Source organism: Mesorhizobium sp. W050, from assembly GCF_054719535.1.
Genome location: NZ_JBTTIH010000001.1, coordinates 2271008 through 2294779, shown reverse-complemented (window position 1 = coordinate 2294779; position 23772 = coordinate 2271008). Strand labels below are relative to the sequence as shown.

Annotated in this window: 31 protein-coding genes; 11 read left to right on the top strand and 20 right to left on the bottom strand. The window is 62.9% G+C overall.

What is annotated here, in order from left to right:
• Positions 1 to 38: 38 nt before the first annotated feature.
• Positions 39 to 1037, top strand: a complete 999-nt coding sequence (locus tag ACYG9Y_RS11105; protein WP_023738819.1) for a nicotinate-nucleotide--dimethylbenzimidazole phosphoribosyltransferase — start codon at positions 39 to 41, stop codon at positions 1035 to 1037.
• Positions 1038 to 1046: 9 nt separating this feature from the next.
• Here ACYG9Y_RS11105 and ACYG9Y_RS11100 read toward each other — a convergent pair whose 3' ends face one another.
• On the bottom strand, positions 1047 to 2570 hold the full coding sequence (locus tag ACYG9Y_RS11100; RefSeq protein ID WP_023706851.1) for a sensor histidine kinase: 1524 nt from the start codon (positions 2568 to 2570) through the stop codon (positions 1047 to 1049).
• 75 nt (positions 2571 to 2645) lie between these two features.
• On the opposite strand from ACYG9Y_RS11100, the gene ACYG9Y_RS11095 reads away from it, so the two are divergent.
• From ACYG9Y_RS11095 to ACYG9Y_RS11080, 4 genes are all read left to right on the top strand, one after another.
• Positions 2646 to 3269 (top strand): thermonuclease family protein, encoded by a 624-nt coding sequence (locus ACYG9Y_RS11095; RefSeq protein ID WP_460223121.1) that lies wholly within the window; start codon positions 2646 to 2648, stop codon positions 3267 to 3269.
• A 39-nt stretch (positions 3270 to 3308) separates the two neighbouring features.
• The gene (locus ACYG9Y_RS11090) at positions 3309 to 3920 is read left to right on the top strand and encodes a glutathione S-transferase (protein WP_023688515.1); all 612 of its coding nucleotides are present in this window, start codon (positions 3309 to 3311) and stop codon (positions 3918 to 3920) included.
• Positions 3920 to 4537 carry a uracil-DNA glycosylase family protein gene (locus ACYG9Y_RS11085; RefSeq protein ID WP_023688514.1) on the top strand — a complete coding sequence of 206 codons (618 nt, stop codon included), beginning with the start codon at positions 3920 to 3922 and terminating at the stop codon, positions 4535 to 4537. The genes ACYG9Y_RS11090 and ACYG9Y_RS11085 overlap by 1 nt, the downstream gene beginning before the upstream one ends.
• 143 nt (positions 4538 to 4680) lie before the next feature.
• Positions 4681 to 5172: an Lrp/AsnC family transcriptional regulator gene (locus tag ACYG9Y_RS11080; protein ID WP_023669013.1), complete on the top strand. Its 492-nt coding sequence runs from the start codon at positions 4681 to 4683 to the stop codon at positions 5170 to 5172.
• 48 nt (positions 5173 to 5220) lie between these two features.
• Here the strand turns inward: ACYG9Y_RS11080 and ACYG9Y_RS11075 are convergent, their stop codons facing one another.
• The 10 genes from ACYG9Y_RS11075 to ACYG9Y_RS11030 all read right to left on the bottom strand — a co-directional run bounded on the left by ACYG9Y_RS11075 (position 5221) and on the right by ACYG9Y_RS11030 (position 12853).
• Positions 5221 to 5790, bottom strand: a complete 570-nt coding sequence (locus ACYG9Y_RS11075; protein WP_023738820.1) for a DUF3299 domain-containing protein — start codon at positions 5788 to 5790, stop codon at positions 5221 to 5223.
• 46 nt (positions 5791 to 5836) lie between these two features.
• Positions 5837 to 6421, bottom strand: a complete 585-nt coding sequence (locus ACYG9Y_RS11070) for a GNAT family N-acetyltransferase (protein ID WP_023730564.1) — start codon at positions 6419 to 6421, stop codon at positions 5837 to 5839.
• Positions 6381 to 7085, bottom strand: coding sequence for a DNA alkylation repair protein (locus ACYG9Y_RS11065; protein WP_023738821.1), 705 nt, complete (start codon positions 7083 to 7085; stop codon positions 6381 to 6383). The genes ACYG9Y_RS11070 and ACYG9Y_RS11065 overlap by 41 nt, the downstream gene beginning before the upstream one ends.
• 9 nt (positions 7086 to 7094) lie before the next feature.
• Positions 7095 to 7964 (bottom strand): NAD(P)-dependent oxidoreductase, encoded by an 870-nt coding sequence (locus ACYG9Y_RS11060; RefSeq protein WP_023738822.1) that lies wholly within the window; start codon positions 7962 to 7964, stop codon positions 7095 to 7097.
• 104 nt (positions 7965 to 8068) lie between these two features.
• Positions 8069 to 8899: an ABC transporter permease gene (locus tag ACYG9Y_RS11055; RefSeq protein WP_023688511.1), complete on the bottom strand. Its 831-nt coding sequence runs from the start codon at positions 8897 to 8899 to the stop codon at positions 8069 to 8071.
• Positions 8896 to 9612 (bottom strand): ABC transporter permease, encoded by a 717-nt coding sequence (locus ACYG9Y_RS11050; protein ID WP_023669007.1) that lies wholly within the window; start codon positions 9610 to 9612, stop codon positions 8896 to 8898. Before ACYG9Y_RS11050 ends, ACYG9Y_RS11055 begins: the two co-directional genes overlap by 4 nt.
• Positions 9613 to 9687: 75 nt before the next feature.
• Positions 9688 to 10473: an ABC transporter substrate-binding protein gene (locus ACYG9Y_RS11045; protein ID WP_023688509.1), complete on the bottom strand. Its 786-nt coding sequence runs from the start codon at positions 10471 to 10473 to the stop codon at positions 9688 to 9690.
• Positions 10474 to 10792: 319 nt separating this feature from the next.
• On the bottom strand, positions 10793 to 11296 hold the full coding sequence (gene mobB, locus ACYG9Y_RS11040) for a molybdopterin-guanine dinucleotide biosynthesis protein B (RefSeq protein ID WP_023738823.1): 504 nt from the start codon (positions 11294 to 11296) through the stop codon (positions 10793 to 10795).
• A complete protein-coding gene (mobA, locus tag ACYG9Y_RS11035; protein ID WP_023706846.1) occupies positions 11293 to 11925 on the bottom strand; it encodes a molybdenum cofactor guanylyltransferase MobA in 633 nt (210 codons plus the stop codon). Before mobA ends, mobB begins: the two co-directional genes overlap by 4 nt.
• A 7-nt stretch (positions 11926 to 11932) precedes the next feature.
• On the bottom strand, positions 11933 to 12853 hold the full coding sequence (locus ACYG9Y_RS11030; RefSeq protein WP_023738824.1) for a DMT family transporter: 921 nt from the start codon (positions 12851 to 12853) through the stop codon (positions 11933 to 11935).
• Here ACYG9Y_RS11030 and ACYG9Y_RS11025 point away from each other — a divergent pair.
• Positions 12804 to 12935, top strand: coding sequence for a hypothetical protein (locus ACYG9Y_RS11025; RefSeq protein WP_280790909.1), 132 nt, complete (start codon positions 12804 to 12806; stop codon positions 12933 to 12935). The genes ACYG9Y_RS11030 and ACYG9Y_RS11025 overlap by 50 nt on opposite strands.
• A 145-nt stretch (positions 12936 to 13080) precedes the next feature.
• Here the strand turns inward: ACYG9Y_RS11025 and ACYG9Y_RS11020 are convergent, their stop codons facing one another.
• The 3 genes from ACYG9Y_RS11020 to moaA form a co-directional block, all read right to left on the bottom strand.
• A complete protein-coding gene (locus tag ACYG9Y_RS11020) occupies positions 13081 to 13437 on the bottom strand; it encodes a hypothetical protein (RefSeq protein ID WP_023682496.1) in 357 nt (118 codons plus the stop codon).
• Positions 13438 to 13558: 121 nt separating this feature from the next.
• A complete protein-coding gene (locus tag ACYG9Y_RS11015) occupies positions 13559 to 14110 on the bottom strand; it encodes a hypothetical protein (protein ID WP_245264385.1) in 552 nt (183 codons plus the stop codon).
• Positions 14111 to 14178: 68 nt separating this feature from the next.
• On the bottom strand, positions 14179 to 15174 hold the full coding sequence (moaA, locus tag ACYG9Y_RS11010; protein WP_031253414.1) for a GTP 3',8-cyclase MoaA: 996 nt from the start codon (positions 15172 to 15174) through the stop codon (positions 14179 to 14181).
• A 200-nt stretch (positions 15175 to 15374) separates the two neighbouring features.
• Between moaA and ACYG9Y_RS11005 the strand changes: the two genes are divergently transcribed.
• Positions 15375 to 15728 carry a gamma-butyrobetaine hydroxylase family protein gene (locus ACYG9Y_RS11005; RefSeq protein ID WP_023668999.1) on the top strand — a complete coding sequence of 118 codons (354 nt, stop codon included), beginning with the start codon at positions 15375 to 15377 and terminating at the stop codon, positions 15726 to 15728.
• 65 nt (positions 15729 to 15793) lie between these two features.
• Positions 15794 to 16405, top strand: coding sequence for a pyridoxamine 5'-phosphate oxidase family protein (locus tag ACYG9Y_RS11000; RefSeq protein ID WP_023738826.1), 612 nt, complete (start codon positions 15794 to 15796; stop codon positions 16403 to 16405).
• Between the two features lie 26 nt (positions 16406 to 16431).
• Here ACYG9Y_RS11000 and ACYG9Y_RS10995 read toward each other — a convergent pair whose 3' ends face one another.
• Positions 16432 to 16884, bottom strand: coding sequence for a MarR family winged helix-turn-helix transcriptional regulator (locus tag ACYG9Y_RS10995; protein WP_023668997.1), 453 nt, complete (start codon positions 16882 to 16884; stop codon positions 16432 to 16434).
• A gap of 48 nt (positions 16885 to 16932) precedes the next feature.
• On the opposite strand from ACYG9Y_RS10995, the gene ACYG9Y_RS10990 reads away from it, so the two are divergent.
• Positions 16933 to 17841, top strand: coding sequence for an alpha/beta hydrolase (locus ACYG9Y_RS10990; protein ID WP_023738827.1), 909 nt, complete (start codon positions 16933 to 16935; stop codon positions 17839 to 17841).
• A 45-nt stretch (positions 17842 to 17886) separates the two neighbouring features.
• Here the strand turns inward: ACYG9Y_RS10990 and ACYG9Y_RS10985 are convergent, their stop codons facing one another.
• Both ACYG9Y_RS10985 and ACYG9Y_RS10980 read right to left on the bottom strand, forming a co-directional pair.
• Entirely contained in the window at positions 17887 to 18285 is a 399-nt protein-coding gene (locus ACYG9Y_RS10985) for a rhodanese-like domain-containing protein (RefSeq protein ID WP_023682502.1), read from the bottom strand.
• Positions 18286 to 18347: 62 nt separating this feature from the next.
• Positions 18348 to 18956: a TetR/AcrR family transcriptional regulator gene (locus ACYG9Y_RS10980; protein WP_460223148.1), complete on the bottom strand. Its 609-nt coding sequence runs from the start codon at positions 18954 to 18956 to the stop codon at positions 18348 to 18350.
• A 100-nt stretch (positions 18957 to 19056) separates the two neighbouring features.
• Between ACYG9Y_RS10980 and ACYG9Y_RS10975 the strand changes: the two genes are divergently transcribed.
• Both ACYG9Y_RS10975 and ACYG9Y_RS10970 read left to right on the top strand, forming a co-directional pair.
• The gene (locus tag ACYG9Y_RS10975; RefSeq protein ID WP_023738829.1) at positions 19057 to 19803 is read left to right on the top strand and encodes a 3-oxoacyl-ACP reductase family protein; all 747 of its coding nucleotides are present in this window, start codon (positions 19057 to 19059) and stop codon (positions 19801 to 19803) included.
• 212 nt (positions 19804 to 20015) lie between these two features.
• Positions 20016 to 21896, top strand: a complete 1881-nt coding sequence (locus tag ACYG9Y_RS10970; protein WP_023738830.1) for a L,D-transpeptidase family protein — start codon at positions 20016 to 20018, stop codon at positions 21894 to 21896.
• Positions 21897 to 21993: 97 nt separating this feature from the next.
• Here the strand turns inward: ACYG9Y_RS10970 and ACYG9Y_RS10965 are convergent, their stop codons facing one another.
• From ACYG9Y_RS10965 to ACYG9Y_RS10955, 3 genes are all read right to left on the bottom strand, one after another.
• Positions 21994 to 22464 (bottom strand): hypothetical protein, encoded by a 471-nt coding sequence (locus ACYG9Y_RS10965; protein WP_023668992.1) that lies wholly within the window; start codon positions 22462 to 22464, stop codon positions 21994 to 21996.
• 91 nt (positions 22465 to 22555) lie between these two features.
• Entirely contained in the window at positions 22556 to 23296 is a 741-nt protein-coding gene (locus ACYG9Y_RS10960; protein ID WP_023749315.1) for a lysozyme inhibitor LprI family protein, read from the bottom strand.
• A gap of 82 nt (positions 23297 to 23378) precedes the next feature.
• Positions 23379 to 23636 (bottom strand): PepSY domain-containing protein, encoded by a 258-nt coding sequence (locus ACYG9Y_RS10955; protein ID WP_023668990.1) that lies wholly within the window; start codon positions 23634 to 23636, stop codon positions 23379 to 23381.
• Positions 23637 to 23772: the final 136 nt, after the last annotated feature.

The following is a 23772-nucleotide window of genomic DNA, read 5'->3' as shown; positions in this document are numbered from 1 at the left end:
ATGCCGCTGATCAACCACAGGGGATGATCAGGACCGACATGACCAGCGCGCTGCCCTTCGACGACTTTCGCAATCTGCTGGCGAGCCTGCCGCCTGCCGATACAGTCGCGGAAAACAGGGTGCGCACCCTGTTTTCCAAGGCCGACAAGCCGAAAGCCTCGCTTGGACGTATCGAGGACATCGCCGCCTGGCTTGCTGTCTGGAGCGGGCGCGCCCCGCCGGCGGTGAACCGGCCCCTGGTGGCGATCTTCGCCGGTAACCATGGCGTGACCCGCCACGGCATCTCGCCGCGCCCTGTCGCTGCGACCGCAAACGCCGTTGAGCTGTGCGCCGCCGGCGGTGCGGCAATCAACCAGATTTGCGTCGCCAACAATCTTGGCCTCAAGGTGTTCGATCTGGCGCTGCACATTGCGACCGCCGACATCACCGAGGACGCCGCCCTCGACGAACGCGGCTGCGCCGCCACCATGGCCTTCGGCATGGAAGCCATTGCCGGTGGCTCCGATCTGATTTGCCTCGGCGATCTCGGCGTCGGCAACTCCACCGTTGCGGCGGCCTTGTGCGCCGTCCTGTTCGGTGGCAGCGGCGCCGACTGGGTCGGCCCCGCCTCGGGCGCGGACGCGGCCATGCAGGCGCGCAAGGCTGATGTAGTCGATAAAGCCGTCGCCTTCCATGGTGCGGCTCTGAAGGACCCGTTGGAAGCACTGCGCCGGGTCGGTGGCCGCGAATTTGCGGCCATTGCCGGCGCCATCCTCGCCGCCCGGATGCAAAAAATCCCGGTGCTGCTCGACGGCTTCGCCGCGACCGCTGCCGCTGCCGTGCTGCATGCCGCCAACCCGGGTGCGCTCGACCATTGCCTGCTGGCCAGCCAGTCGCCCGAACCCGGCCAAAGGCTTGCCGCCGAGCGGCTCGGCCTCAGGCCGCTGTTCGATCTCGGCATCAGCCACGGCGAAGGGGTAGGGGCCGCCCTTGCCGCCGGTCTGGTCAAGGCGGCGGCGCTTACCAGTTCGGGCATGGCGGCGGCGGTCAAAGCCTAGAACAAGCTGTCAACGTCGGCGGGCCGCCGCCACGGTCTTGGTTGGCAGCGCCGGCAGTTCCTCCATCACTCGGGCGAGCGGGAAAATGGCGATTGCCTCGGTGCCTTCGCGCAATTTCGACTGAAGTTCGAATTCGCCGCCATGCATGGCGAGCAGGCCCTGCACGATCGGCAGTCCGAGCCCGGTGCCCTGTTCGGCGCTCTTGATGGCGATCGAGCCCTGGCCGAAGGCGGACAGCACGATCGGGATTTCGTCTTCCGGTATGCCCGGCCCGTTATCCTTGACCGAAATGTACTGGCCGCCGCCCGCCGTCCAGCCGACGCGCACGCGAACTTCGCCGCCGGTGGCGGTGAATTTGATGGCGTTGGACAGGAGGTTGAGCGTTATCTGCCGCACCGCGCGCTCGTCGGCGAACAGCCGCGGCAGGGCACTTTCGAAATCCTGGACGATGCGGATGTCCTTGTTGCGCGCCTTCAATTCCATCATGTGGCAGCAATCTTCGGCGATGTTGAGCAGCATCACCGGCTCTTCGTTGAGCTGATAGCGGCCGGCCTCGATGCGCGACAGATCGAGGATTTCGTTGATCAGGTCGAGCAGATGCTGGCCGGAATCGTGCACGTCGCGGGCGTAGTCGCGATAGGTCGGGTTGCTCATCGGCCCGAGCACCTCATTGGCCATCACCTCGGAAAAACCGAGAATGGCGTTGAGGGGCGTCCTGAGCTCATGGCTCATAGAAGCAAGGAAGCGCGACTTCGCCAGATTGGCGTCTTCGGCCCGCCGACGAGCTTCGTCCGACATCGATTTCGCGGTCTCCACCTCGGCGAGCAGCGCATCCTTTTCGGAGCGGAAGGACAGAAGTATCAGCGACGAGCGGTTGAGATGGCGCGCGATATAGGCAAAGAACGGCAATGCCGCGACCAGCAGGGCGACCATGATCGTCCCGACCGGCACCCAAAATTTCGTTTCAGCATAGGCATAGACCGCCACCGGAACGACGAAGGTGGCAAGCAGCGAGCCGCGCAAGGACGACGCCATGATAGCGGTCGTCGCCATGGCCAGCAGCAGCACCACCGCCTTGGCCACCTGGAACTGGTCGATCTGGCAGGTAGCGCAGCCGAGCCAGGCGAACCACGCCCAGCCGAGGCCGCACAGCGAGTGGCCGATCAGAAAATCCCTGCGGGTGCGAACAGGGTTGAGCTCGGCAGCTTCGGTGCGGCCGACGCGCCGCGCCATGAAGGCGACGATCGAATAGCAGATCAGGGTGAACAGCGCCCAGACGCTGATCTGTTTGTCCACACCGGCCAGCAGCCCGGCCGCCGCGACCGCCAACACCAGCAGTGGGATGACGGCTGCGCCGCCCACCATGGTCCCGGCGTGCAGCTTCAGCAGCTCGCGGTCGAAGTCGAGATTGCCGACCTGCTGCGAAAGACGGTCGCGCGTCTTGCGCACCGCGCGCGCCACATCGCTGTTGCGGTGCGGTTTCCGGCGGTCCACAATGAATTTATCCGCTGTGTTCGAGCGTAGCAGAGGCATGGAAACTTCGATTTATGCGCGCAGCGATCTCAATTCGTTAAGCTACGTTCGAATGATTAAGAGACTGTTTGCCATATGAGCCGTTCGTGGTCGCCAAGGCCGCGCCGGCGATACTATCCGCCGCCGCCGCGAAGCCTGTGGCGCAAGCTGCTGGATTACGCGCTGACGGTCATTCTGCTCGGCCTGCTGATCCTGCTCGCCGCACGCCTCGACCGTTTCGAGACGCGCAAGGCGCAAGGGGCGGCGATCGTCAACGATGGCGATTTACTCACCCTTGGCACCGAACGTATCCGCATGCGCGGCATCGACGCTCCGGAATACCAGCAGATCTGCCGTAGGCATGGCGCAGACTACGCTTGCGGCAGGCTGGCACGCCAGGCGCTGGTGCGGCTGATATCAGGCAATCCGGTGACCTGCAGCGGCTGGCAGCGCGACCGCTACGGCCGCCTGCTCGGCGATTGCAAGGCCGGTGGAAAGGATCTCAACCGGGCCCAGGTTGAGGCCGGCTGGGCAATTGCCTATGGCGATTTCGACACCGAGCAGGCCATTGCCCGCGCCGGCAAGGTTGGCATCTGGGCCGGCACGTTCGATCGGCCGCAAGACTGGCGCGAAAGCCACCACGGCGGCCCGCTCGAAAGAAAGCACGGCACCCTGGCTTCGGTCGGTGACGCCTTGCGAGAGATGTTTCGCTTCTGGTGACGAGCACTATAGTTGAAGGACCAGATCGGGAGGATAAGCATGAAACTGTTCGACGGCGGCCGCGCCCCCAATCCGCGGCGCGTGCGGGTTTTCCTCGCCGAAAAGGGCATCGCAGTGCCGCTGGTGCCGGTCGACATGGGTGCGATGGGGCACAAGCAGGAGCCGGTCAGGTCGCGCAACCCGCTGCAGCGGCTGCCCGTGCTCGAGCTCGACGGCGGTACCATCCTCACCGAATCCGTCGCCATCTGCCGCTATTTCGAGGAACTGCATCCCGAACCGGCGCTGTTCGGGCAAGGCGCGCTCGGCAAGGCCAAGGTCGAGATGTGGCAAAGGCGCATGGAGTTCAATCTGCTCAGCTGCGTCGCCCAGGCTTTTCGCCACATCCATCCGGCGATGAAGGAATGGGAAATTCCGCAGATCCCCGAATGGGGCGAGGCCAACAAGGCGAAAGCGGTCGAATTCCTGAAACTGCTCGACCCCGAACTGGCAAACCGCGAATTCGCCGCCGGTGACGCCTATTCGATCGCCGATATCACCGGCATGATCGCCATGGATTTCATGAAACCGGCGCGCATCAAAGTGCCGGACGAGTGCACAAACGTGCTGCGCTGGTACAGCGCCGTCTCCAGCCGTCCGAGCGCTTCCGCCTGATGGAGGCGGAACTCGAACGCTTGACGGCAAAGGTCCGCGCCTGCCGCATCTGCGTCGACACTCCGGTCGGCAGGCCACTGCCGCACGAGCCGCGCCCGGTGCTGCTGCCATCATCCAGCGCCCGCATCCTGCTCGCCGGCCAGGCGCCAGGCACAAAGGTGCATTCGTCCGGCATGCCGTTCACCGACCCGTCCGGCGACCGGCTGCGAAGCTGGCTGGGCGTAACCAGCGAGGAATTCTACGACACGGATAAATTCGCCATCGTGCCGATGGGGTTCTGCTTCCCCGGCCAGGACGCAAAGGGCGGCGACCTGCCGCCGCGCCGAGAATGCGCGCTGGCCTGGCGCGCGCCGCTGATGGCGCTGATGCCGCAGATCGACCTCGTTTTGACAATCGGCTCCTACGCGCAATCCTGGCATATGGGCGCCACGCGCCGGCCGTCGCTGACCGAAACCGTGAAGGACTGGCGCACCATCTGGGATGCGCCGGCCAGCCTGAAAGTGCTGCCGCTGCCACACCCGTCATGGCGCAACTCAGGATGGCTGAAGCAGAATCCATGGTTTGAAATGGATTTGCTGCCGTTTCTGAGATCGGAAATCCGCTATCGCATAGATTAGACTTTAAGCAAGATATCACTCGCTTTTGTGCCATCCGGCAGAATTTCTTTCTTGTGAAAGGTCGAAATAAGAGGGAGTATAGCCAATCTATTCCCAAAGCGCGTCGCGCCCGAGGGAACGCGGCCTGCACCAGGAGCACCTTAATGGATCGCCTCGACAGAAAAATTCTCCGCCTCCTGCAGGAGGACGCGACGCTCGCGGTTGCCGATGTCGCCAAGAAAGTCGGCCTGTCGACGACGCCGTGCTGGCGCCGCATCCAGAAGCTGGAGGAAGAGGGAGTCATCAAGCGGCGGGTCGCCATCCTCGACCACGAAAAGGTCAATGTGCGCGTCACCGTCTTCGTGTCGATCCGCACCAATTCGCACAGCCATGAATGGCTGCGGCGTTTCTCGGAAGTCATCCAGGAATTTCCCGAAGTTGTCGAATTCTACCGCATGAGCGGCGACGTCGACTATCTCCTGCGCGTCGTGGTGCCCGACATCGCCGCCTATGACGCCTTCTACAAGCGGCTGATCGCCAAGATCGAGATCCGCGACGTATCGTCGTCCTTCGCCATGGAGCAGATCAAGTACACGACCGAAATGCCGCTCGACTACATGCTGCTGGACAAGGAATCCGGCGCCAACGCGGCCTGAGCGCGGTTGTCCGTGACTGGGCGGTGACGCTGCACAAGCAGGCGGCGCTTAGTTTTTCTTTTTGTTGAGGAAACTCCAGGGCGAGTTGACCGGCAGCGTGATCGTGTCCGGCACCGTGTCGACTGCCACCACATCGGCTTTGCGTAGGGTGTAGCCGGACTGGATGATGCTGACGCCGTCGAGAATGAACAGCTGGCTCTTCTCCAAGCCGGGCCGCAAGGCGCCGGTCACGGCAACCGACTCATAGGCCTGCGACATCTTGTAGGGACGAGCCGGCGTCACCAGCACGATCTGGTTGGGCGGCGGCGTCGGCATGTGGCTGCAAGCGCCTGTCCACGGCACCAGCAGGAACTGGTAGACGAGATCGCCATCACGGTCGACCGGCAATGCATAGCCGGCTAATTGTACCGTCTTGTCCTGCAGGTTGAGCGACAATGTCTCGCCACGATCGGGCAGTTTTGCCGCAATCATCGGCAGGCCGGCATCTTCGGCCACCGCCTGCGTCGCAGGACGCAGATCTTTCCAGAAGATGTGCGCGGTTTGGCCTGAGGCGTTGGTAGCGGTGAACACCAACAACGCGGCTGCAAGCGCCAAGGTCGATTTGAGAGGACTGCTCATCGGCCGCTTCCTTTGTGCAGGAGTAAAGACGCCGCGGCCGATCGCGTCAACGCTCGAGCCGCATCACATGTCTGCGGGAGCCGGCCATGCCGACCTCATGGAACCCGCGAGCGATGAACATGTCGCGAAACCCCATGAAACGGTAGCTCGGCGATGCCTCGTCGACCGGGTAGGCCTCGATCACGCCGGCGCCCTTGGCAAAGGCGTGATCTATGGCGGCGTCAAGCAGCGCTGCCGCCAGCCCGCCGCCGCGCAGCGCCCTTGGCACATAGAAGCAGACGATCGACCAGATGCCGGTCTCGTCATCGTCCTGTTGCGACGTCAGCTTCCGATATGTCTGGCGCGGCGCGACCGAGCACCAGCCGACGGTCTTGCCGTCAATCTGGGCCAAGATTCCGACCGGCGTACCGGCCTCGACAAGCGCCATCATGGCCCGTTTCAACTCGGCGTGCTGGACATGCTCGCGGCGGCCGGGCAGGGGCCGCCAGGCCATGCACCAGCAATACTTCGGACCGCCTTGCGCTTCGAAGAGGCCTTCGAAATCGGCGCGCGTCTGCCGCGTCACCTCGGTGAACCGGACGTTGGCTAGGTCAGCCTTTTCTGGCGGCGATCCGCTCGATGATCTTGGCATTGGTGAGTTCCCGTACGGCGTCCTTGCCAATCCAGCGCGCCGTCTTGTCGGCCGACTGGGCCAGTCGTTCGGCCACGGCAAGGGCAGCGCCGTGCATCTCCAACGATCGCTTCCCGATCGAACGAAGCGCCCAGTTTACCGCCTTCTTCACGAAATTGCGGCTGTCGGTGGCATGCGCTTCGATGATCGGCAGGAAGCCGAGGAAAGTCGCCACCGGCTCCTGCTTCCGGTGCACGACGGACCACGCCATCATGGCGAAGGCCGTGCGTCGAACGAACTCGCGCTCGTCCGCCGCGAACTCTTCAATCAGCTCCTTCCAGGCGTCCGTGTCGACGAAGAGATCGGAGACGCCGTCGACGATGTCCCAGGAATCGAAGGACGCGGCCCATTGTCGTGCATCCGCGGCTGAGAAGCGCTTCGGGTCGGCCGTGACGGAAGCGATGAACTGCGCCTCCATGATGCCGGTCTGCCAAAGCTCGAAAGCACGCTCGTGGTTGCGCTTGATCTTTTTGGCGATCTGCCGCTGCATGCGATGCGAGATGCCGAGCGCGCGCTCGATCTTGATGCCGTAGCGCAGCATACCGCGGCGATTGTCCTCCGAGCCGATCGAGCGCAAATGGGCGACGATCTCGTCGGCGTTCGATTGGGGCGAAAGCTCGGCCATTGCGAACGCCTATTTTTCCAGGCGCGCCAGCAGGGACGAGGTGTCCCAGCGCTTGCCGCCCATCGCCTGCACATCCTTGTAGAACTGGTCGACAAGGGCGGTCACCGGCAGTCTCGCGCCATTGCGGTCGGCTTCATCGAGGCAGATGCCGAGATCCTTGCGCATCCAGTCGACGGCAAAGCCGAAATCATATTTACCGGCATTCATCGTCTTGTGGCGGTTCTCCATCTGCCAGGACCCGGCAGCGCCCTTGGAGATGACTTCGATGACCTTCTCGATGTCGAGCCCGGCCCTCTTGCCGAAGTGGATGCCTTCGGCCAGTCCCTGCACCAGCCCGGCAATGGTGATCTGATTGATCATCTTGGTGAGCTGGCCGGCGCCCGACGGCCCCATCAGCCCGACCATGCGGGCAAAGGCGTCGATGACCGGCCTGGCCCTGTCGAAGGCAGCCTGCTCGCCGCCGACCATCACCGTCAGCACGCCGTTCTCGGCGCCCGCCTGCCCGCCGGAAACCGGCGCGTCGAGGAAGGAAAAGCCGGCCTTTTCAGCGGCGTCGGCCAGTTCGCGCGCGACTTCGGCGGAGGCGGTGGTGTTGTCGATGAAAACGGAGCCTTTTTTTATCGCGGCGAAGGCGCCATCGGCCCCGGTCGTCACCGAGCGCAGATCGTCGTCATTGCCGACGCAGGAGAAGACGAAATCCTGGCCCTCTGCGGCCTCTGCCGGCGTCAAAGCAAGCTTGCCGCCATGCTGGGCAACCCATTGCTCGGCTTTCGCTGCGGTGCGGTTGTAGACGGTGACCTCATGGCCACCTTTGTTCCTGAGGTGCCCGGCCATGGGATAGCCCATCACGCCAAGACCGAGAAATGCCACAGATGCCATGGGTTTGCCCTTCAGATGAAAGCGAAATTGTCAGCGCAAGCTCTAGGCACTGCACACAATTCGTCAAGACGCGCATGAGCCGATCGACTGGTACAGCCGACCGCTCAGCGGATCAGATGAATGGTGATCCGTCGCTCGATCCATTCGACGCCGTGGCGCAGGATCTCGACCATCACCAGATAGACGATGGCGACCCAGACATAGGCCTGGAAGTCGAAGGACTTGGCGTAGGCGAGCTTCGCGTTGCCCATCAAATCATAGACGGTGATGATGGCAACGATGGCAGAGGCCTTGATCATCAAGACGAGCTCGTTGCCGTAGGGTCGGAGCGCCACGATAAACGCTTGCGGCAGGATGACCTTGCGCAGCGTCTGCAGCTTGTGCAGGCCGAGCGAAGCAGCGCCCTCCCATTGGCCCCTCGGAACACTCTCGATGGCGCCGCGCAGGATTTCGGCCTGGTAGGCGGCGGTGTTGAGCGCGAAGGCGAACACACCGCAATTGAAGGCGTCGCGGAAGAACCACCACAGCCCGACGGATTCGAGTTGCACCCGGAATGAGCCCAGGCCGTAATAGACGAGATAGACCTGGACCAGCAGCGGCGTGCCGCGGAAGAAGTAGACGTAGCAATAGGCCAGGACGGACAGATAGCGGTTCTTCGACATGCGGGCATAGGTGACGGGCAGCGAAAAAAGCGCGCCGAGCACCATCGAGATGGCCACCAGCGCAAGCGTGGTTCCCAAGCCCTGCAGATAGGCCGGCGCGTATCTGGCGAAGAATTCGCCATTCCAAGCGTAAACCAGATAGACGGCGATGCCGATGCCGAACAGGATCCAGAAGCCGACCAGCGCGTAGCCGACGATACGGGCCCGCGGCCAGCCTCGCGCCCGTGGTGGTGGCTTCTCGATGTCGACGGCGGCGCGCGTCACGACGCTCATCGTGCCTCCCTCCTCCCGAGCGAACGCAGGATGAAGCCGGTGGCGATCGACGACAGGATGGCAAGGATAAGGAACACCATCGCCGCGACGCTGTAGAACAGGAAGGAATGTTTGGTGACACGGGCCGCCACGCCGGCGTTGCGCAAGGTTTCAGCCAGATTGACGACCGACACCAGGGCCGTGTCCTTGAGCAGGCTCAGCCAGCAATTCTCAAGGCCGGGGAAGGCGATGCGCAGCAGCTGCGGCAGGATCACCTTGCGCATCGTCTGCCATTTCGACAGCCCGATCGCATAGCCGCCCTCATACTGGCCCTTCGGAATGGCGCGAAAGGCCGACAGGAAGACTTCGCTGGAATACGACGAAAAGATCAGCGACAGCACGATCATGCCGGCGAGGAAGCTGTCGACATCGACCGTCGCTTCCGGCCTGAACAGACGGATGACATACTGCAAGAGGATCGGCATGCCGAAGAAGAACAGGAAAAGCGTCACCAGTTCCGGCAGTCCGCGAAACACCGTGGTGTAGATGTTGGCAGCCACGCGAAGCGACGGCTCTTCGGATTGTTTTGCCCAGGCGACGAAAAAGCCGATCGTCAGGCCGATCGGCAGTGTCGCCAGCGCGAGCGCAATGGTGACCAGTGCGCCATAGGCAATATCGTCAATCCAGCCATCGGGTCCCCAAGTGAGAAGTATCCATATGTTCTGGCTTGGCATTGACGGGTCTTGTCTCCACTTCTGTCAGGCCAAGGCGGCAGCAGGAAATTTCCCCTGCCGCCTTGTTTCAGACGATCAGGACTCGGCGCCGAAGACGTCGAACTTGAAGTACTTGTCGTTGATTTCCTTGTACTTTCCGTTGGCGCGGATTGCGTCGATGGCGCTGTTCAACTTGTTGACCAGATCCGTCTCGCCCTTGCGCACGGCGATGCCGGCGCCCGGTCCAAAGATATCGACCGGCTGCGGCGAAGGCTGGCCGAGAATCTTGCAGCAGGCGCCATCAGGCGAATCCAGGAACTGTTGCAACACGACGATATCGTCCTCGATCGCGTCGAGACGGCCATTGGCGAGATCAGCCTGCTCTTCGGGGCTGCTCGGATAGCCCTTGACCGTGCTGTCCGTATAGGTTTTCGAGGCATAATTGAAATGCGTCGTGGTGGTTGCGACGCCGATGGTCTTGCCGGCCAGGTCTTCCTTGGTCACGCCCTTGAGGGTCGAATCCTTGGGTACCGCGATCGCCGACGGCGTGTTGTAGTATTTGTGGGTGAAGTCAACCTTCTCGGCGCGCTCCGGCGTGATCGACATCGAGGCGACGATGGCGTCGAACTTGCCGGCCTGCAGGGCCGGAATGATGCCGTCCCAATCCTGGGCGACGAAGGTGCACTTGACCTTCATCTCGTCGCAGAGCGCCTTGGCGATGTCGATGTCGAAGCCCACGAGCTGGCCGTCGGAGGTCAGGTTGTTGAATGGGGGGTAGGCGCCTTCGGTGCCGATTCTCAGGGTCGTTTCCTGAGCCTGGGCGACGCCGAGCGTCAGCAGCGCAGCCGATGCGGCGAGCGCGATACGCAGTGCAATACGCATGATAGTCCTCTCTTTATGGCTCCCGGCCGTCGTTCCGGAACGGCTCTGTGGGGCGGTGCTTTTGACCGCCCGCTGGCGCGATACTCCCACTGTTTTCGGGAGAAAAGCAACTGTAAAACCGTTGCTTGCGGGATTTGCGGGTCCAGCCAATGCCGACGCCGGGTTAATGCATGTCGCCCAAAAGTGCGCAGCGGTTTTGGGACGACGACATGCATAAATAAAACAACCTGAAGCGCGTCGCATGAGGCCGTTCAGGCGAGACGCGCTTAGACAATGCAACGGCTGAAGAGGGCGGCTGACCCGGGCGAGGGCAGGCGCCTCAAGGTTTGAGGCCGGTCATGCGCTCGATGAAGTCGGCTATCCCTCCCGTGTCGTCGAGATCGAACACAGGCAGGCTTTCGCCGGTAACCGCGAAGTCGGCGGCAATCGCCACGATATGTCCGTCGTTCGCCGACAGCGGCGAGCGGTCCTTGGCCTCCTGCCGCCGGGTCTCGATCTTTTTGTGCACCTCGCGTTTGTAGCCTTCGACCAGCACGATGTCGCACGGGGCCAACCGCGACAGGACCGTCTCCAGCGTCGGCTCGTCCTCACCGCGCAATTCATGCATCAGCGCCCAGCGTTTGCCCGACACCACCGCGACTTCGGTGGCGCCCGCCTGGCGGTGACGAAAGCTGTCGGCGCCAGGCTTGTCGATGTCGAACTCATGATGGGCGTGTTTGACCGTCGACACTGTCCAGCCGCGCCGGACGAGCTCTGTGACCAGCTTCTCGGTCAGTGTGGTCTTGCCGGAATTCTTCCAGCCGGTGATGCCGAAGATGTTCATGGGCCGATGCTCTGCAACAGACGCTCGGCCACCGCAAGGTCGTGCGGTGTGTTGATGTTGAAGAACGGGTCGATCTCGTCACTGCCGTGGGTCAGCAACGGAAATTCCACTTCGACACAGTCGTGCCGCTCGATGAAGGCGGAGACGCGCCTGTTGTCCTCGTCGATCAGGAAATGGCGCAAGGCCTCACGCAGCCCGAGCGGCCACAGCGCAAAGGTCGGATGCCGCCTGCCGCCGGAACTGGCAACAGCGATGGAGCCTGGTCGCTCGTCAACAGCCGCAGCCAGCCTCTCGACCAGGTCCACCGGCAGGAACGGCGTGTCGCCGGCGGCCGTCGCCAATGCCTTGAAAGCGGTATTCGCTGCCGCCCATTCGAGGCCGGTGAGAATTCCGGCCAGCGGTCCGGCATAGCCTTCCACCGCATCGGCGAGAACCGGAAGACCGGCCGCGGCGAAGCGCGCCGGGTCACTATTGGCGCTGAGCGCCAGCGATCCGACCTGCGGCGCCAGGCGGGCAACGACATGGTCGAGAAGCGGACGCTCGCCAAGCGCCAGCAAAGTCTTGTCGCCGCCGCCCATGCGCCGTGACAGGCCTCCGGCCAGGATAATTCCTGCAATGTCTTGGCTCATGGCCAAGCTATATGCCGTCCGGCGCCATGTCGGGTCCAGCGCTTTCGGCCGCCGGCTTCTGCCGGCCGACGACCCGTTCGCGATAGAGCGCGTAGAGGCCGGAGCCGATGATGATGGCGGAGCCAACGATCATCGGCAGGTCGGGGACATCGCCGAAGATGATGAGGCCAAGCAGCATCGACCAAAAGAGGGCGGTGTAGCGGAATGGCGCAATGAAGGAGATGTCGCCGGCCCGCATTGCCATGATGATGAACTGGTAGCCGATCAGCACCAGCACCGCCGCCAATGCCAAAAGTGCCGTGCCTTTGCCGGACATCGGCGTCCAGCCACCCATCGGGGACAGGAGCACGGCGCCAACGATGGTCATGGCGATTGCCGTTGCCGTCGACACCAGCAAGGTCGGGATAGCCCTTGGGATGCGCTTGGTGGCGAGGTCACGTACTGCGCAACAGGCGACGCTGACGAGTGCGTACAGCGAATAGACGCTGAAGCCTTCGAAGCCTGGCCGCACGATGATCAGCACGCCGCCGAAGCCGACCGCGATCGCCAGCCAGCGCCGCCAGCCGACCGCTTCGTTGAATACGAGTGCGGCCCCCATCGTCACCGCCAGCGGCAGCGCCTGCAGCACCGCCGAGACATTGGCGATCGGCAGATGCGCTAATGCCACAAGGAAGGCGACGGTGGCGCCGGCCTCGGCGACCACGCGAAGCGCCACCAGCGGCTGCAGCATCGACCTCGGTCGCGCGAGCGCGCCTTGCTGCCAGGCGAGCAGGCCGACGAGCAGCGTCGCAAAGGCGCCGCGCACCAGCATGACTTGCGCCATGTTCATCGATTCCGACGAGAACTTGGTGATGGCGTCGTTGAGGGTGAAGCCGATCATGGCCACCATCATGCACAGCGCGCCGCGAATGTTTGGGGAAAGAGGCAAGGGCGTTACCGGTTTGCAAGAGCAATTCCAGGAAAAGTGTGAAACGGTTTTCCGTCCGGAATTGCGTGAAAACAAAGAATAAAGCGGTTCGACGTTTCGGCGAAACGGTGAACCGCTCAAGCCTGTAGCAGCCGGCGGCAAGACAGCAACGTCAAAGAAATAGGCCACGGATTTTCTCCCGTGGCCCCTAGAAATCCCTGAGAGGGCTGGCCGGATGACCGGCAGCCTTATTTCGGCGTCAGCACCTCGGTGCCGCTGCCGTTCTTGCCGGCGATGGTCCACAGGCCGTGCAGCGAGCCGTCATCTTCTACCTTGTAGACGACGAGACCGATTTCCTTGCCCATGACATAGCCGGCGGAAAAGGCATCGTCGTTGCGCATGCAGATGCCGTCCGACGATGATCCGCCCGTCTCCCAATGGATGGTGCAGGTGGTCTCGCTGGTCAGTGTGATGGTGGCTTCGCCGCCATATTTCGAGCCGTCGAAATTGGTGCCCGCGACGGTGTAGCTGCCACCGATGGACTGTGCTGCTGCCGGCGCGGCGGCAAACCCAAGCAGTGCAAGAGAAAGTAAGAATGTGCGCATGTCGTATTCCCCCAAACCGAGCGACGAGCCGCTATGTCCAGGAATCTAGGCTCGAACGCGCTTGCGGTAAATCCGCCAGCTATATGCGCATGAGACTTTTTCTGGTGTGTGTCCGAAAAGCTCACGGTCCTTTGAGGCTGCCGGCAATGGCGCCGACCAGCGGATCGTATTTCGCTTTAACGGCCGGCGGATAGTCGATCCGCACGGTGCGGATGACGCCGTCCTTGCCGAACAGGCGCCGTTCGTAAAAGATCTTGCCATCCTTCAGTCCCGGCAGCACCGCCCAGTTCTTGCCGGTCTTGCTGTAGCTGATCTGGTAGCCCGCTTCCTTGATTGCCTTCTCCTCGGCGACGAAGCTCTTTGGGGTGTCGTCACTGACGTTGAAAATACCGGAGCAGATCAGGCTGGCGCCGTCGGCGCTGAGCCATTGCTGTCCGTCGCCATTGTACGGCTCGGGCTGGCGATCGGTGAAGAGTCGTCGGGAAAGGTGCAGACCGTGCCGAAGCGCGCATTGGTGTAGGTGAACGGCGCTGCATTGGCGCTGCCTGCCGCTATCAGTGCAACTGCCAATCCAATGGAAAGACGCTTCATTCGATGTCTCCAGTGAACTAGAGCAATTCCAGGAAAAGTGTGATCGGTTTTCCGTCCGGAATTGCGCAAAAAACAAAGACATAGAGCGGTTCGCCGTGAAACGGTGAACTGCTCTATGGAGACACTCCTTGCACCAAATCTCGGAAAAAATCAGCCGCCGGTGACGCTCATATGCCTGGATACCGAGGGGCGGCTGGTGCGGCGGTCGATGATGAAATCATGGCCTTTCGGCTTGCGGCCGATCGCTTCGTCGATGGCAGCAGCGACCAGCTCGTTGCCTTCTGAGGCACGCAACGGCGCGCGCAGGTCGGCGGCATCCTCCTGACCCAGGCACATATAGAGCGTGCCGGTGCAGGTCAGCCGCACGCGGTTGCAGCTTTCGCAGAAATTATGCGTCATCGGCGTGATGAAGCCCAGCCTGCCGCCGGTCTCTGCGACATGGACGTAGCGGGCCGGACCGCCGGTCTTGTAGGGGATGTCGCTCAGCGTGAACTGGCGCTCGAGCGAAGCGCGCAGCAGCGATAGCGGCAGATACTGGTCGGTCCGGTCGGCGTCGATCTCGCCCATCGGCATGGTTTCGATGACGGTCAAGTCCATGCCGCGGCCATGCGCCCAGCGCATCATCTCCGGCAGCTCGACCTCGTTGAAGTCCTTCAGCGCAACGGCGTTGAGCTTCACCTTCAGCCCCGCCGCCTGCGCGGCATCGATGCCTTGCATGACCTTGCCGAGATGGCCCCAGCGGGTGATGGCGTGGAACTTGTCGGCATCGAGCGTATCCAGCGAGACATTGATGCGCTCGACACCGCAATCGGCAAGCTCGGCGGCAAAGCGCGACAGCTGCGAGCCATTGGTGGTCAGCGTCAACTCTTCCAGCGCGCCGCTCTTCAGGTGCCGCGACAGCTGGCGCACCAGATGCATGATGTTCTTGCGCACCAGCGGCTCGCCGCCGGTGAGGCGCAGTTTGCGCACGCCCTTTTCGATGAAGACGGTGCAGAGCCGGTCGAGTTCCTCGAGCGACAGCAGGTCCTTCTTGGGCAGGAACGCCATGTCCTCGGCCATGCAATAGGTGCAGCGGAAATCGCAGCGGTCGGTGACCGACACGCGCAAGTAGCTGATCGTGCGACCGAAGGGATCGATCATGTCCATGCGTTCAAGCGTTTCCAATGCTGCGAGTGGCGCCGTTATATACGGCTATGTGATACGATCCAACCCGCCATTCAAGATAGCCGCTCTCGATCTTTGGTGACATTCCCTGGCCGACATCCGATGTCGGCCGGGTCCAAATGGCCTTTTCCGCTCGCGCGAAGCAGCGTAGGGAAGGGCGGATTGATGCGGGATGCAGAACAATGACGGCGCCGAAGGAACTCAGGGTCTCGAAGGACAGAAAACTGCTGTCCGTCACCTTTCCCGATCATCGGCCGTTCGAACTGCCGGCCGAACTGCTGCGCGTCGCTTCACCCTCGGCCGAGGTGCAGGGCCATTCGCCGGACCAGCGGGTGACGGTTCCCGGCAAGCGCAACGTTGCCATCCTGAAGATCGAGCCGGTCGGCAACTACGCAGTGCGCATCACCTTCGACGATTTCCACGACACCGGCATCTTCACCTGGAACTATCTTCACACGCTTGGCCACGAAAAGGACGCGCGCTGGAATGCCTATCTCGCCGAGCTCCAGGAGAAGGGACTGAGCCGCGACCGCTAGTTCGGCACTGTCGGCAAAACGTCATTGATTGGGGGTAACGCTGGCAACAGTTCGGAGACGGGAAAATGTCTGACATCGCCACGGTCGAACAGCTCGAAGCCCTCTACGGCCTGCCCGGCGAAGCGTCGACGGTCAAGGAACTCGACCACGTCATTCCCGAATATGCCGCCTTCATCGAAGCCTCGCCTTTTGTCGCCCTGGCGACGAGCGGGCCGGAAGGGCTGGACTGTTCGCCGCGCGGCGATCTCGCCGGCTTTGTGCGCATGCATGACCCGAAAACGCTGATGATGCCGGACAGGCGCGGCAACAACCGCGCCGATTCGCTTAAGAACATCATCCGCGATCCTCGCGTCGGGCTGCTGTTTCTTGTGCCGGGTTCGGGCACGACGCTGCGCGTCAACGGCCGCGCCCGCATCACCACCGACGCCGCGCTTTGCGCCTCCTTCGCCGTCGAAGGCAAGCCGGCGCGCTCGGTCACCGTGGTCGATGTCGATTCGGTCTATTTCCAGTGCGCCCGCGCCATCGTTCGCTCGGAGCTGTGGAACCCGGCAAAGCACGTCGACCCGAAATCGCTGCCGACACCCGGAACAATCCTGGAAGTCACCAGCCGCAAGAATATCGATGCCGGTACTTACGACAAGGAATGGCCGGAGCGGGCGAAGAAGACGATGTGGTGAGGTGGGAGGCGCGTGGATCGAACGGCTCAGGTATCCTTCAGCACGTCATAGATCTTGCGCATCTGTTCGCCGATCATGTCGCACTGTTCCGCTGTCGACTGGCTCATCGCCTTTTCGATCAGCGCCATATGCACCTTCAGCGCTTTCATCAGGAGCTCCGTGCCGGCCTCGGTAAGCGTCAGCCGCAGCACGCGCTTGTCCTTCTCATCGCCTTCGCGGCGCAGCAGGCCGCGCGCCTCGAGCTGCGGCAACAGCATGGTGATGTTGGAGCGGCCGACCAGCAGTTTGCGGGCGAGATCGTGCTGCGACATGCCGGGATGGCGATAGAGGTTCATCAGCACGTCGAGCTGCGCCGGCTTGAGATCCAGCGGCGCCAGCTTTACCGCCAGCGCACGCTCCAGCACATGGCAGGCGCGCGCCACCGCGACCCAGTTGCGAAAGCGCGGGTTGTCCCAGGGCAGCTCTTGTTTAATGTTCATGTTTGAACTATTATGTTCATGCGTGAACGGAATGGATGGATCGCCACTATGGCATCATTTGGACTGAAGGTCATCCGGGGCGTGTTCGGCGCGGCCGAGCTTGTGGCGCCGCGTCTGAGCGGGCGCGCGGCCTTCGAACTGTTCTGCCGCACGCCGAGCGTGAAGGCGCTCAGCGACGGCGAGCGGCGTGCGGTCGACCGCGCCGCCGGCTTCATGGCCGAGGCGCGCCATCATCGGCTGACGACCAAGGCCGGCTGCGTCATGGTGCACGAATTCCGGCCCGAGCCGCGCAGGGCGTCCGCCGGCACGGTGCTGGTGGTCCATGGCTGGCGTTCGCGCACGGAATATATGCGGGCGCTGATCGAAGGCTTTCGCGATGCGGGCTACCGGGTCGCCTCGCTCGACCTGCCGGGCCATGGCCAGTCGCTGGGCCGTCATCTCAATATGGTCAATGCGGTCGAGGCGGTCAGGGTCGCCGGCGAATGGTTCGGTCCGTTCAAGGCGATCGTCGGCCATTCCTTCGGTGGCGCCGTCGCCGCCAATGCCATTGCCGGTTCGATCAAGGGTATCCAGCCCGTCGCGGCCGAGCGGCTGGTGCTGGTCGCCGCGCCAAGTTCCCTGCCGGCGATCTTCGCCGACTTCAGCCGCATGCTCAATGTCGGTCCGCGTTCGCAGGTTTCCATGGCCGATCAGGTGAAAAGGCTGTCGGGCCGGCCGCTGCATGAATTCACCGGCGACCGCCAGTTGGCTGAGGCGCCGGTGCCGACGCTGGTCATCCACGCGCCGGACGACCGCGAAGTCCCCGCCGATCATGCCACACGTTATGCCGGCGCCGGCAGCCATGTGCGGCTGCACTGGGCCGATGGGCTCGGCCACCGTCGCATTCTCGCCGACAAAGGTGTTGTCGAACGCGCTGTGACTTTTGTCAAAAACGAGCGCGAGCCGATACTGCATTGATTCCAATGGGTGTATTGTCGACTCCGACAACGCCGGAGCGGTGAGCTAGCCCTTCTTCTTGCCGCCCGGCTCGACCGGCAATCCGGCCGCCTTCCAGGCGGTATAGCCGCCAAGGATGTGCTTGACCGGCGACAGCCCCATATCCTGCGCCGTCTTGGTGGCCAGCGCCGAGCGCCAGCCGCCGGCGCAAAAGAAGACGAAGCTCTTGCCCGAGGCAAAGAACGGCTTGTGGTAAGGGCTTTCGGGATCGATCCAGAATTCCAGCATGCCGCGAGTGACATGTTTGGCGCCGGGGATCTGGCCGTCCCGCTCGATCTCGCGTGGATCGCGCAGGTCGACGAAGATGGTGTCCTCGTCGTCGAGCAGCCCGGCCGCTTCCTCGGGCGAGACCACCTCGATCTCGGCATTGGCCTCGTCGAGCAACTCGCGATACCCTTTTTTCACGGATGATCCCTCCCGGCGCATTTCGCCGCCGACTGGATTTCCAGCACAAGCTCCGCGCTTTGTCACGCTGTTCCGACCAGGCCCTGCCACGCCGCCATCGCTCCGGCCACTGTGGCCATCAGCGCGTCGCACGAGGCGCCGTCGCGGGCCTGGATCGACATGCCGTGCTGGACCGTCGCATAGAAGGTCGCCGCCGCGTTGCTGTCGAAGCCCGCCGGCAATTCGCCTTCCGCCACACCGCGTTCCAGCCGTCTCAGCAAGAGGGTGTGGTTTTCGGTGCGGCGGCGGCGCAAATCATCGCAGATCGCGCCGCTGCTTAAATCCTGGTGCAGTGCGCCCAGCGCGATGAGACAGCCCTGCGGGCGGTCGTCCTGAGAGTACGCTTTTGCCGTCTGGCGCAGGAAATTCTCGATCGCCTGGCATGCCGTCGGCGCTTCGTCCAGCGCGCTCCAGATCTCGGTGCCTTCGTTGCGGGTGTAATACTCGGTCGCTTCCAGAAACAGCGCCTCCTTGCTGCCGAAGGCGGCATAGAGGCTGGGCGAGCTGATCCCCATCGCCGCGGTCAGGTCGGCGATCGAGGTGCCCTCATAGCCTTTGGCCCAGAACAGCTCCATCGCCTGCCGCAAGGCGGCGGTTCGATCGAAGGTGCGGGGACGGCCTCTTTCCGGCATGACGATCTTTTCTGTGTTGATCGATACATAATTCACTTGACGTCGCCAGGCAAGGTTGCCAGATATTTATGTATCGATCGTTACATAACGGAGAAATGACATGTCAGCGAACGGATTGAACGGCAAGGCAGCACTGGTCACCGGCGGCAGCCGCGGCATAGGTGCTGCGATAGCAAAACGGCTTGCGGCCGATGGCGCCGACGTTGCCATCACCTATGTCAACAGTGCGGCGCCGGCCCAAGCTGTCGTCGCCGAGATTATAGCGGCAGGTGGTCGCGCGATCGCCATCCAAGCCGACAATCGCGACGCCGCCGCCATCGCAGGCTCGGTCACCGAGGCGGTGAATGCCTTCGGCCGGCTCGACATCCTGGTCAACAGCGCCGGCATCTGGCGCGCGGCGCCCATCGAACAGATGTCGCTGGCCGACTTTGACGAGACCATTGAGGTCAATCTGAGAGCGCCGTTCGTGGCCTCGAAGGCGGCAGCGGCTCACATGGGCGAGGGCGGCCGCATCATTTCGATCGGCAGCAATCTGGCCGAGCGCGTCACCGACACCAGCCTCAGCGCCTATTCGACCAGCAAGGCTGCGCTGGTCGGCCTGACCAAGGCGCTGGCGCGAGACCTCGGTCCGCGCGGCATCACCGCCAACGTCGTTCATCCCGGTTCGACCGACACCGACATGAACCCGGCCGAAGGCCCGCATGCCGAACACCAGCGGCGGAAGATGGCGACGCCCCGCTTCGGCAAGGCTGACGAGATCGCCGGCATGGTTGCCTGGCTCGCCGGTCCGGAAGGGCGCTTCGTCACCGGCGCCGCGCTCACCATCGACGGTGGCGCCAACGCCTGAAGCAGCAGCCGCTTTGACCGGTCTGGAGCGGCAACGCCGCTCCAGACGTCACGATGTTGTGAAACCGTTCTGCAACAGGCCTGCGGAAATTTATGGAAGCTTAACGAAATCGGTATGAATCGGTATGGTAGCGCCTTACATCCGCCATGCGGTTGGCAAGATCGTCTAGCGGCGCGGAACGGGAGCCGGCTTGCAGCCGGAGCGGGTGATTAATGAAATTCCTCGGAAATAAAGCCACCGTGATGCCGCTTGCAGTGGCGGCAGCACTGGCCTTCGGTGTGCCGCAGGCAAGCGCGCAAGGCCTGTTCGACATGCTGTTCGGCGGTGGCGTCAAGCACAGTCCGCAAGGCGAATTCCCGCCGCCGCCAAAGCGCAAGCCGAAGCCCGCCGTATCGGGCGGTGGCGGCACCAGAATCAGCAGCCCGTCCTACTACACCTACAAGGCCGACCGGCTGGTGCGCGTCGACTTTGCCGCATTGGTGGCAGCACCTCCCCAGGTGGCAACAGCTGAAGACGCCGCCTTTGTGCCGTCGGCAACCAGCACTGCCTTCCGTGAAGCCGTTGCAGGCCTCAGCGACTATGAACTCTATGCCGAGCCCGATATCGCCAAGGCACTGATTGCCTATTACTCTGCCAATCCTGATTTCATCTGGGTGAATGATGGCAATCCCAATGCCCGCGCCCAGGACGCGGTGAGGGTGCTTGGCGAGGCCGCGAGCTATGGCCTCGCATCGGCCGACTACACGGTCGAGGTGCCGGCAGCCAACGCATCGGCGGTCAATGCCGATGCCCATCTGAAGGAACTCGTCCGCTTCGAGATGGCGCTGTCGGCGCGCGTGCTGCGCTATGCCCGTGACGCCCAGAGCGGGCGCGTCGATCCCAATCGCATCACCGGCTACTATGAATTTCCGCCGAAGCCGGTCGACATGGAAGGCGCGCTCAAGACGCTGGCCCACACCCAGGAAGTGCGCACCTACCTCGAATCGCGGCACCCGCAGAACGCGGAATATCAGGCGCTGCGCGTCGAACTTGAATCGCTGCAGGCGAGCGCCGAAAACGAAATCGTCGTCGATCCCAAGCTGTTGCTGAAGCCCGGCGAGACCAGCGCCGAACTGCCGAAGCTGCTGACGCTGATCGCGCGCAATCTCGACGACGAGATGGGCGGCGCCTATGGCGAGATCCTGTCTCGTCTCGGCACCAGCGATGTCTATGTTCCCGAACTGGTTCCGATCATCAAGGCCGTGCAGGTGAAGGCCGGCATGAAGGGCGATGGGGTCATCGGCCCGCGCACCGTCGCCTCGCTCGCCGGCGCATCCAAGGCAGACAGGCTGCAGAAGGTGCAGGTCGCGCTGGAAGAATTGCGCTGGCTGCCGTCCGATCTCGGCAGCCCGCGGGTGTTCATCAACCAGCCCGCCTTCACCGCCAGCTATATCGACAATGGCGAGGAGAAGCTGAAGACCCGCGTCGTCATAGGCCGGACCACCAACCAGACCGCCTTCTTCTTCAAGGAGATCAAGCAGGTCGATTTCCATCCCTATTGGGGCGTGCCGCAGTCGATCATCGTCAACGAGATGCTGCCAAGGCTGCGTAGCGATCCGGGCTATCTCGACCGTGCCGGCTACGAGGTGACCGATTCGCGCGGCAGGCGGGTTCCCTCTTCCTCGGTCAATTGGGGCGCCTACGGCGCCAACATTCCCTACAGCGTGCGCCAGCAGCCGAGCGAAGCCAATGCGCTGGGCGAACTGAAGATCCTGTTCCCCAACAAGCACGCCATCTACATGCACGACACGCCGCAAAAATCCTTCTTCCAGCGCGATATGCGGGCGCTCAGCCATGGCTGTATTCGCCTTCAGGATCCACGTGGGATGGCGGCGGCGGTGCTCGGCGTCTCGGTCGACGACATCGCCGAAAAGCTCAAGCACGGCCATGCCAGCGAAGACGTGACACGCACGATTCCCGTCTATGTCTCCTACTTCACTGCCTGGCCGGACCTGTCCGGCAAAGTCGAATATTTCAACGACGTCTACGACCGCGACACGCGGCTGATGCAGGCGCTGGACGCGACCGAAGCGGTGCGTTCGTCGACGAGCTGAACCAGCGGAGTTCCTCGTTCAACGAAACGAGGAACTCACTTTGACTCTCTGGTTTTATTAGATTTTTGGCCGATAGACGGTCGCCCGTTTCCTGCGATCAGCGCTGGATGAGCGGACGCCGGAAGCCGGCGTCGCGGCCCGCGATCAGCCAATAGACCAGGCCGGCTACGAGGCCGGCGGCGGCGATGATGCCGATATCGGCCCAGCGTCCGGCATCCTCTTCCGCGGCCGGCCAGACCAGGAAGAAGCCGGCTGCAGCGGCAGCGGCGCCAAACAGCATGTGCACCAGGAAATTGCGCAGGGCAAAGAATTCGGCGAGCAGCGCGAAGATCAGCGTCTGCAGGCCGGTCAGCACGATCGTCAGGAAATAGACGACCATGCCGAGCGGCGGCCACAGCAGCACGACAATGGGCGAAAATTGCATGGCGCCGAAATAGTCCGGCGCGTTGGGCAATACGGCGAGTGCGCAATATATCGCCACGACCGCGAACAATCCGATCAGCACCGAAACGAAATAGCCGGCAAGCATCATCAGGATGCGCTTCAAAACATGCTTAACCATGGCCATGCACCCCCGTGCCCTGCAACTGTTACGCGCACTCAGCCATCAAAGGCGGATCGGCGCAAGAGTGCATCCAGCAGTGCTTTGCGGCAAATCTTCAGGCGCCGCCGCATAGATGTTGTGAATCCGGCAAAACCCATGTGCCTTTTATCGTGAGGTCGACGGCGTAATAGACCCGCCCGCGCTCGTCGCCCTGCGGACAATCCCTCGGGATCGATATCAGGCACATGACGACAGGATCGCCGGCTTTCGAACTGGCAAGGCCAGGCTCCCGCTCGTAGGAAACCCCGGCGCCGCCATTGCTGAACCGCGCCAGGCTGCCGGCTTCAGGGCCGGCGGTTTCCAGCGGGTCGTCGCCGAGCCGCGTCGTCAGCGCGGTGATGTGGGTCAAGGCGCATTGGCCGATCGACGAGGGCAGGGGCTGGTCGAGGCTGCCCGGATGGCGGGCCGCGGTGTCGAGCGCCTTCTTGCCGATCAGGGCGATGTTGTAGTCCTGCACCCAGGACGGCGCATTGCCGTAGGTCTGCAGCGCATTGTTCTGGGCGCTGACGATGCAGGCGGCATCCTGCCCACAGGCGTTCCTGTCGGCGATGAGCGCACGGGCGATCTTGCGCTTGTCGCCGCCAAAGGCTGGCTCGAAACCCGTAAAGGCCTCGGCCACCAAGGCATCAATTGCCGACAGTTGCGGGTCGGCACAGATCGCCTTTTCCACCGGCAGGCGGGCTTTGCGGCAGTCGAAGGATGGTCCGTCGGCACGCGCTGGACCAAGGTAGACCGCCCCGCCAGCCAGTGCGACGACAAGCGCAAGCGCGTTGGCAATTCGATTGGAAGAAAGCATGGTCGCCCCGTTGTCCGACAACTGCCACCATTCTAGGCGAAAACGCGGCGGACGGAATTGCCGAAGCGGTGCGGTATCGGCGCTATTTCGGTTCGGCGGTCACGGGATCGAAGGTGATTTCGACTTTCGCCTTGTCGGCGGTGTAATAGGTGACGGTGTAGCCGTCCTTGTCCCAGTCGACCTCCTTCACATAGCGAAAGCCATCGCGCTGCTCGACCTTGGCGATGATTGCCGACAGTTTCTGGGCATTCGTCGGCGGCAGTGGGCTGTCATCCGCGGCAAAGGCCGTCGAGCCGGCCAGAAGAACGACGACACCGGTCGCCAGAACAAGATTTCGCATGATTACCCTCATTTCACGTTGGTATGAACCGCACCGGAAACTCGCAGGCAGCACAGTTTGTTCCGAGAGCTGACATCGCGCAGCTTCCGTGAAGCCCTAGATCTCCGCGCTCAGAGCGACGGCACGCCAATATTTG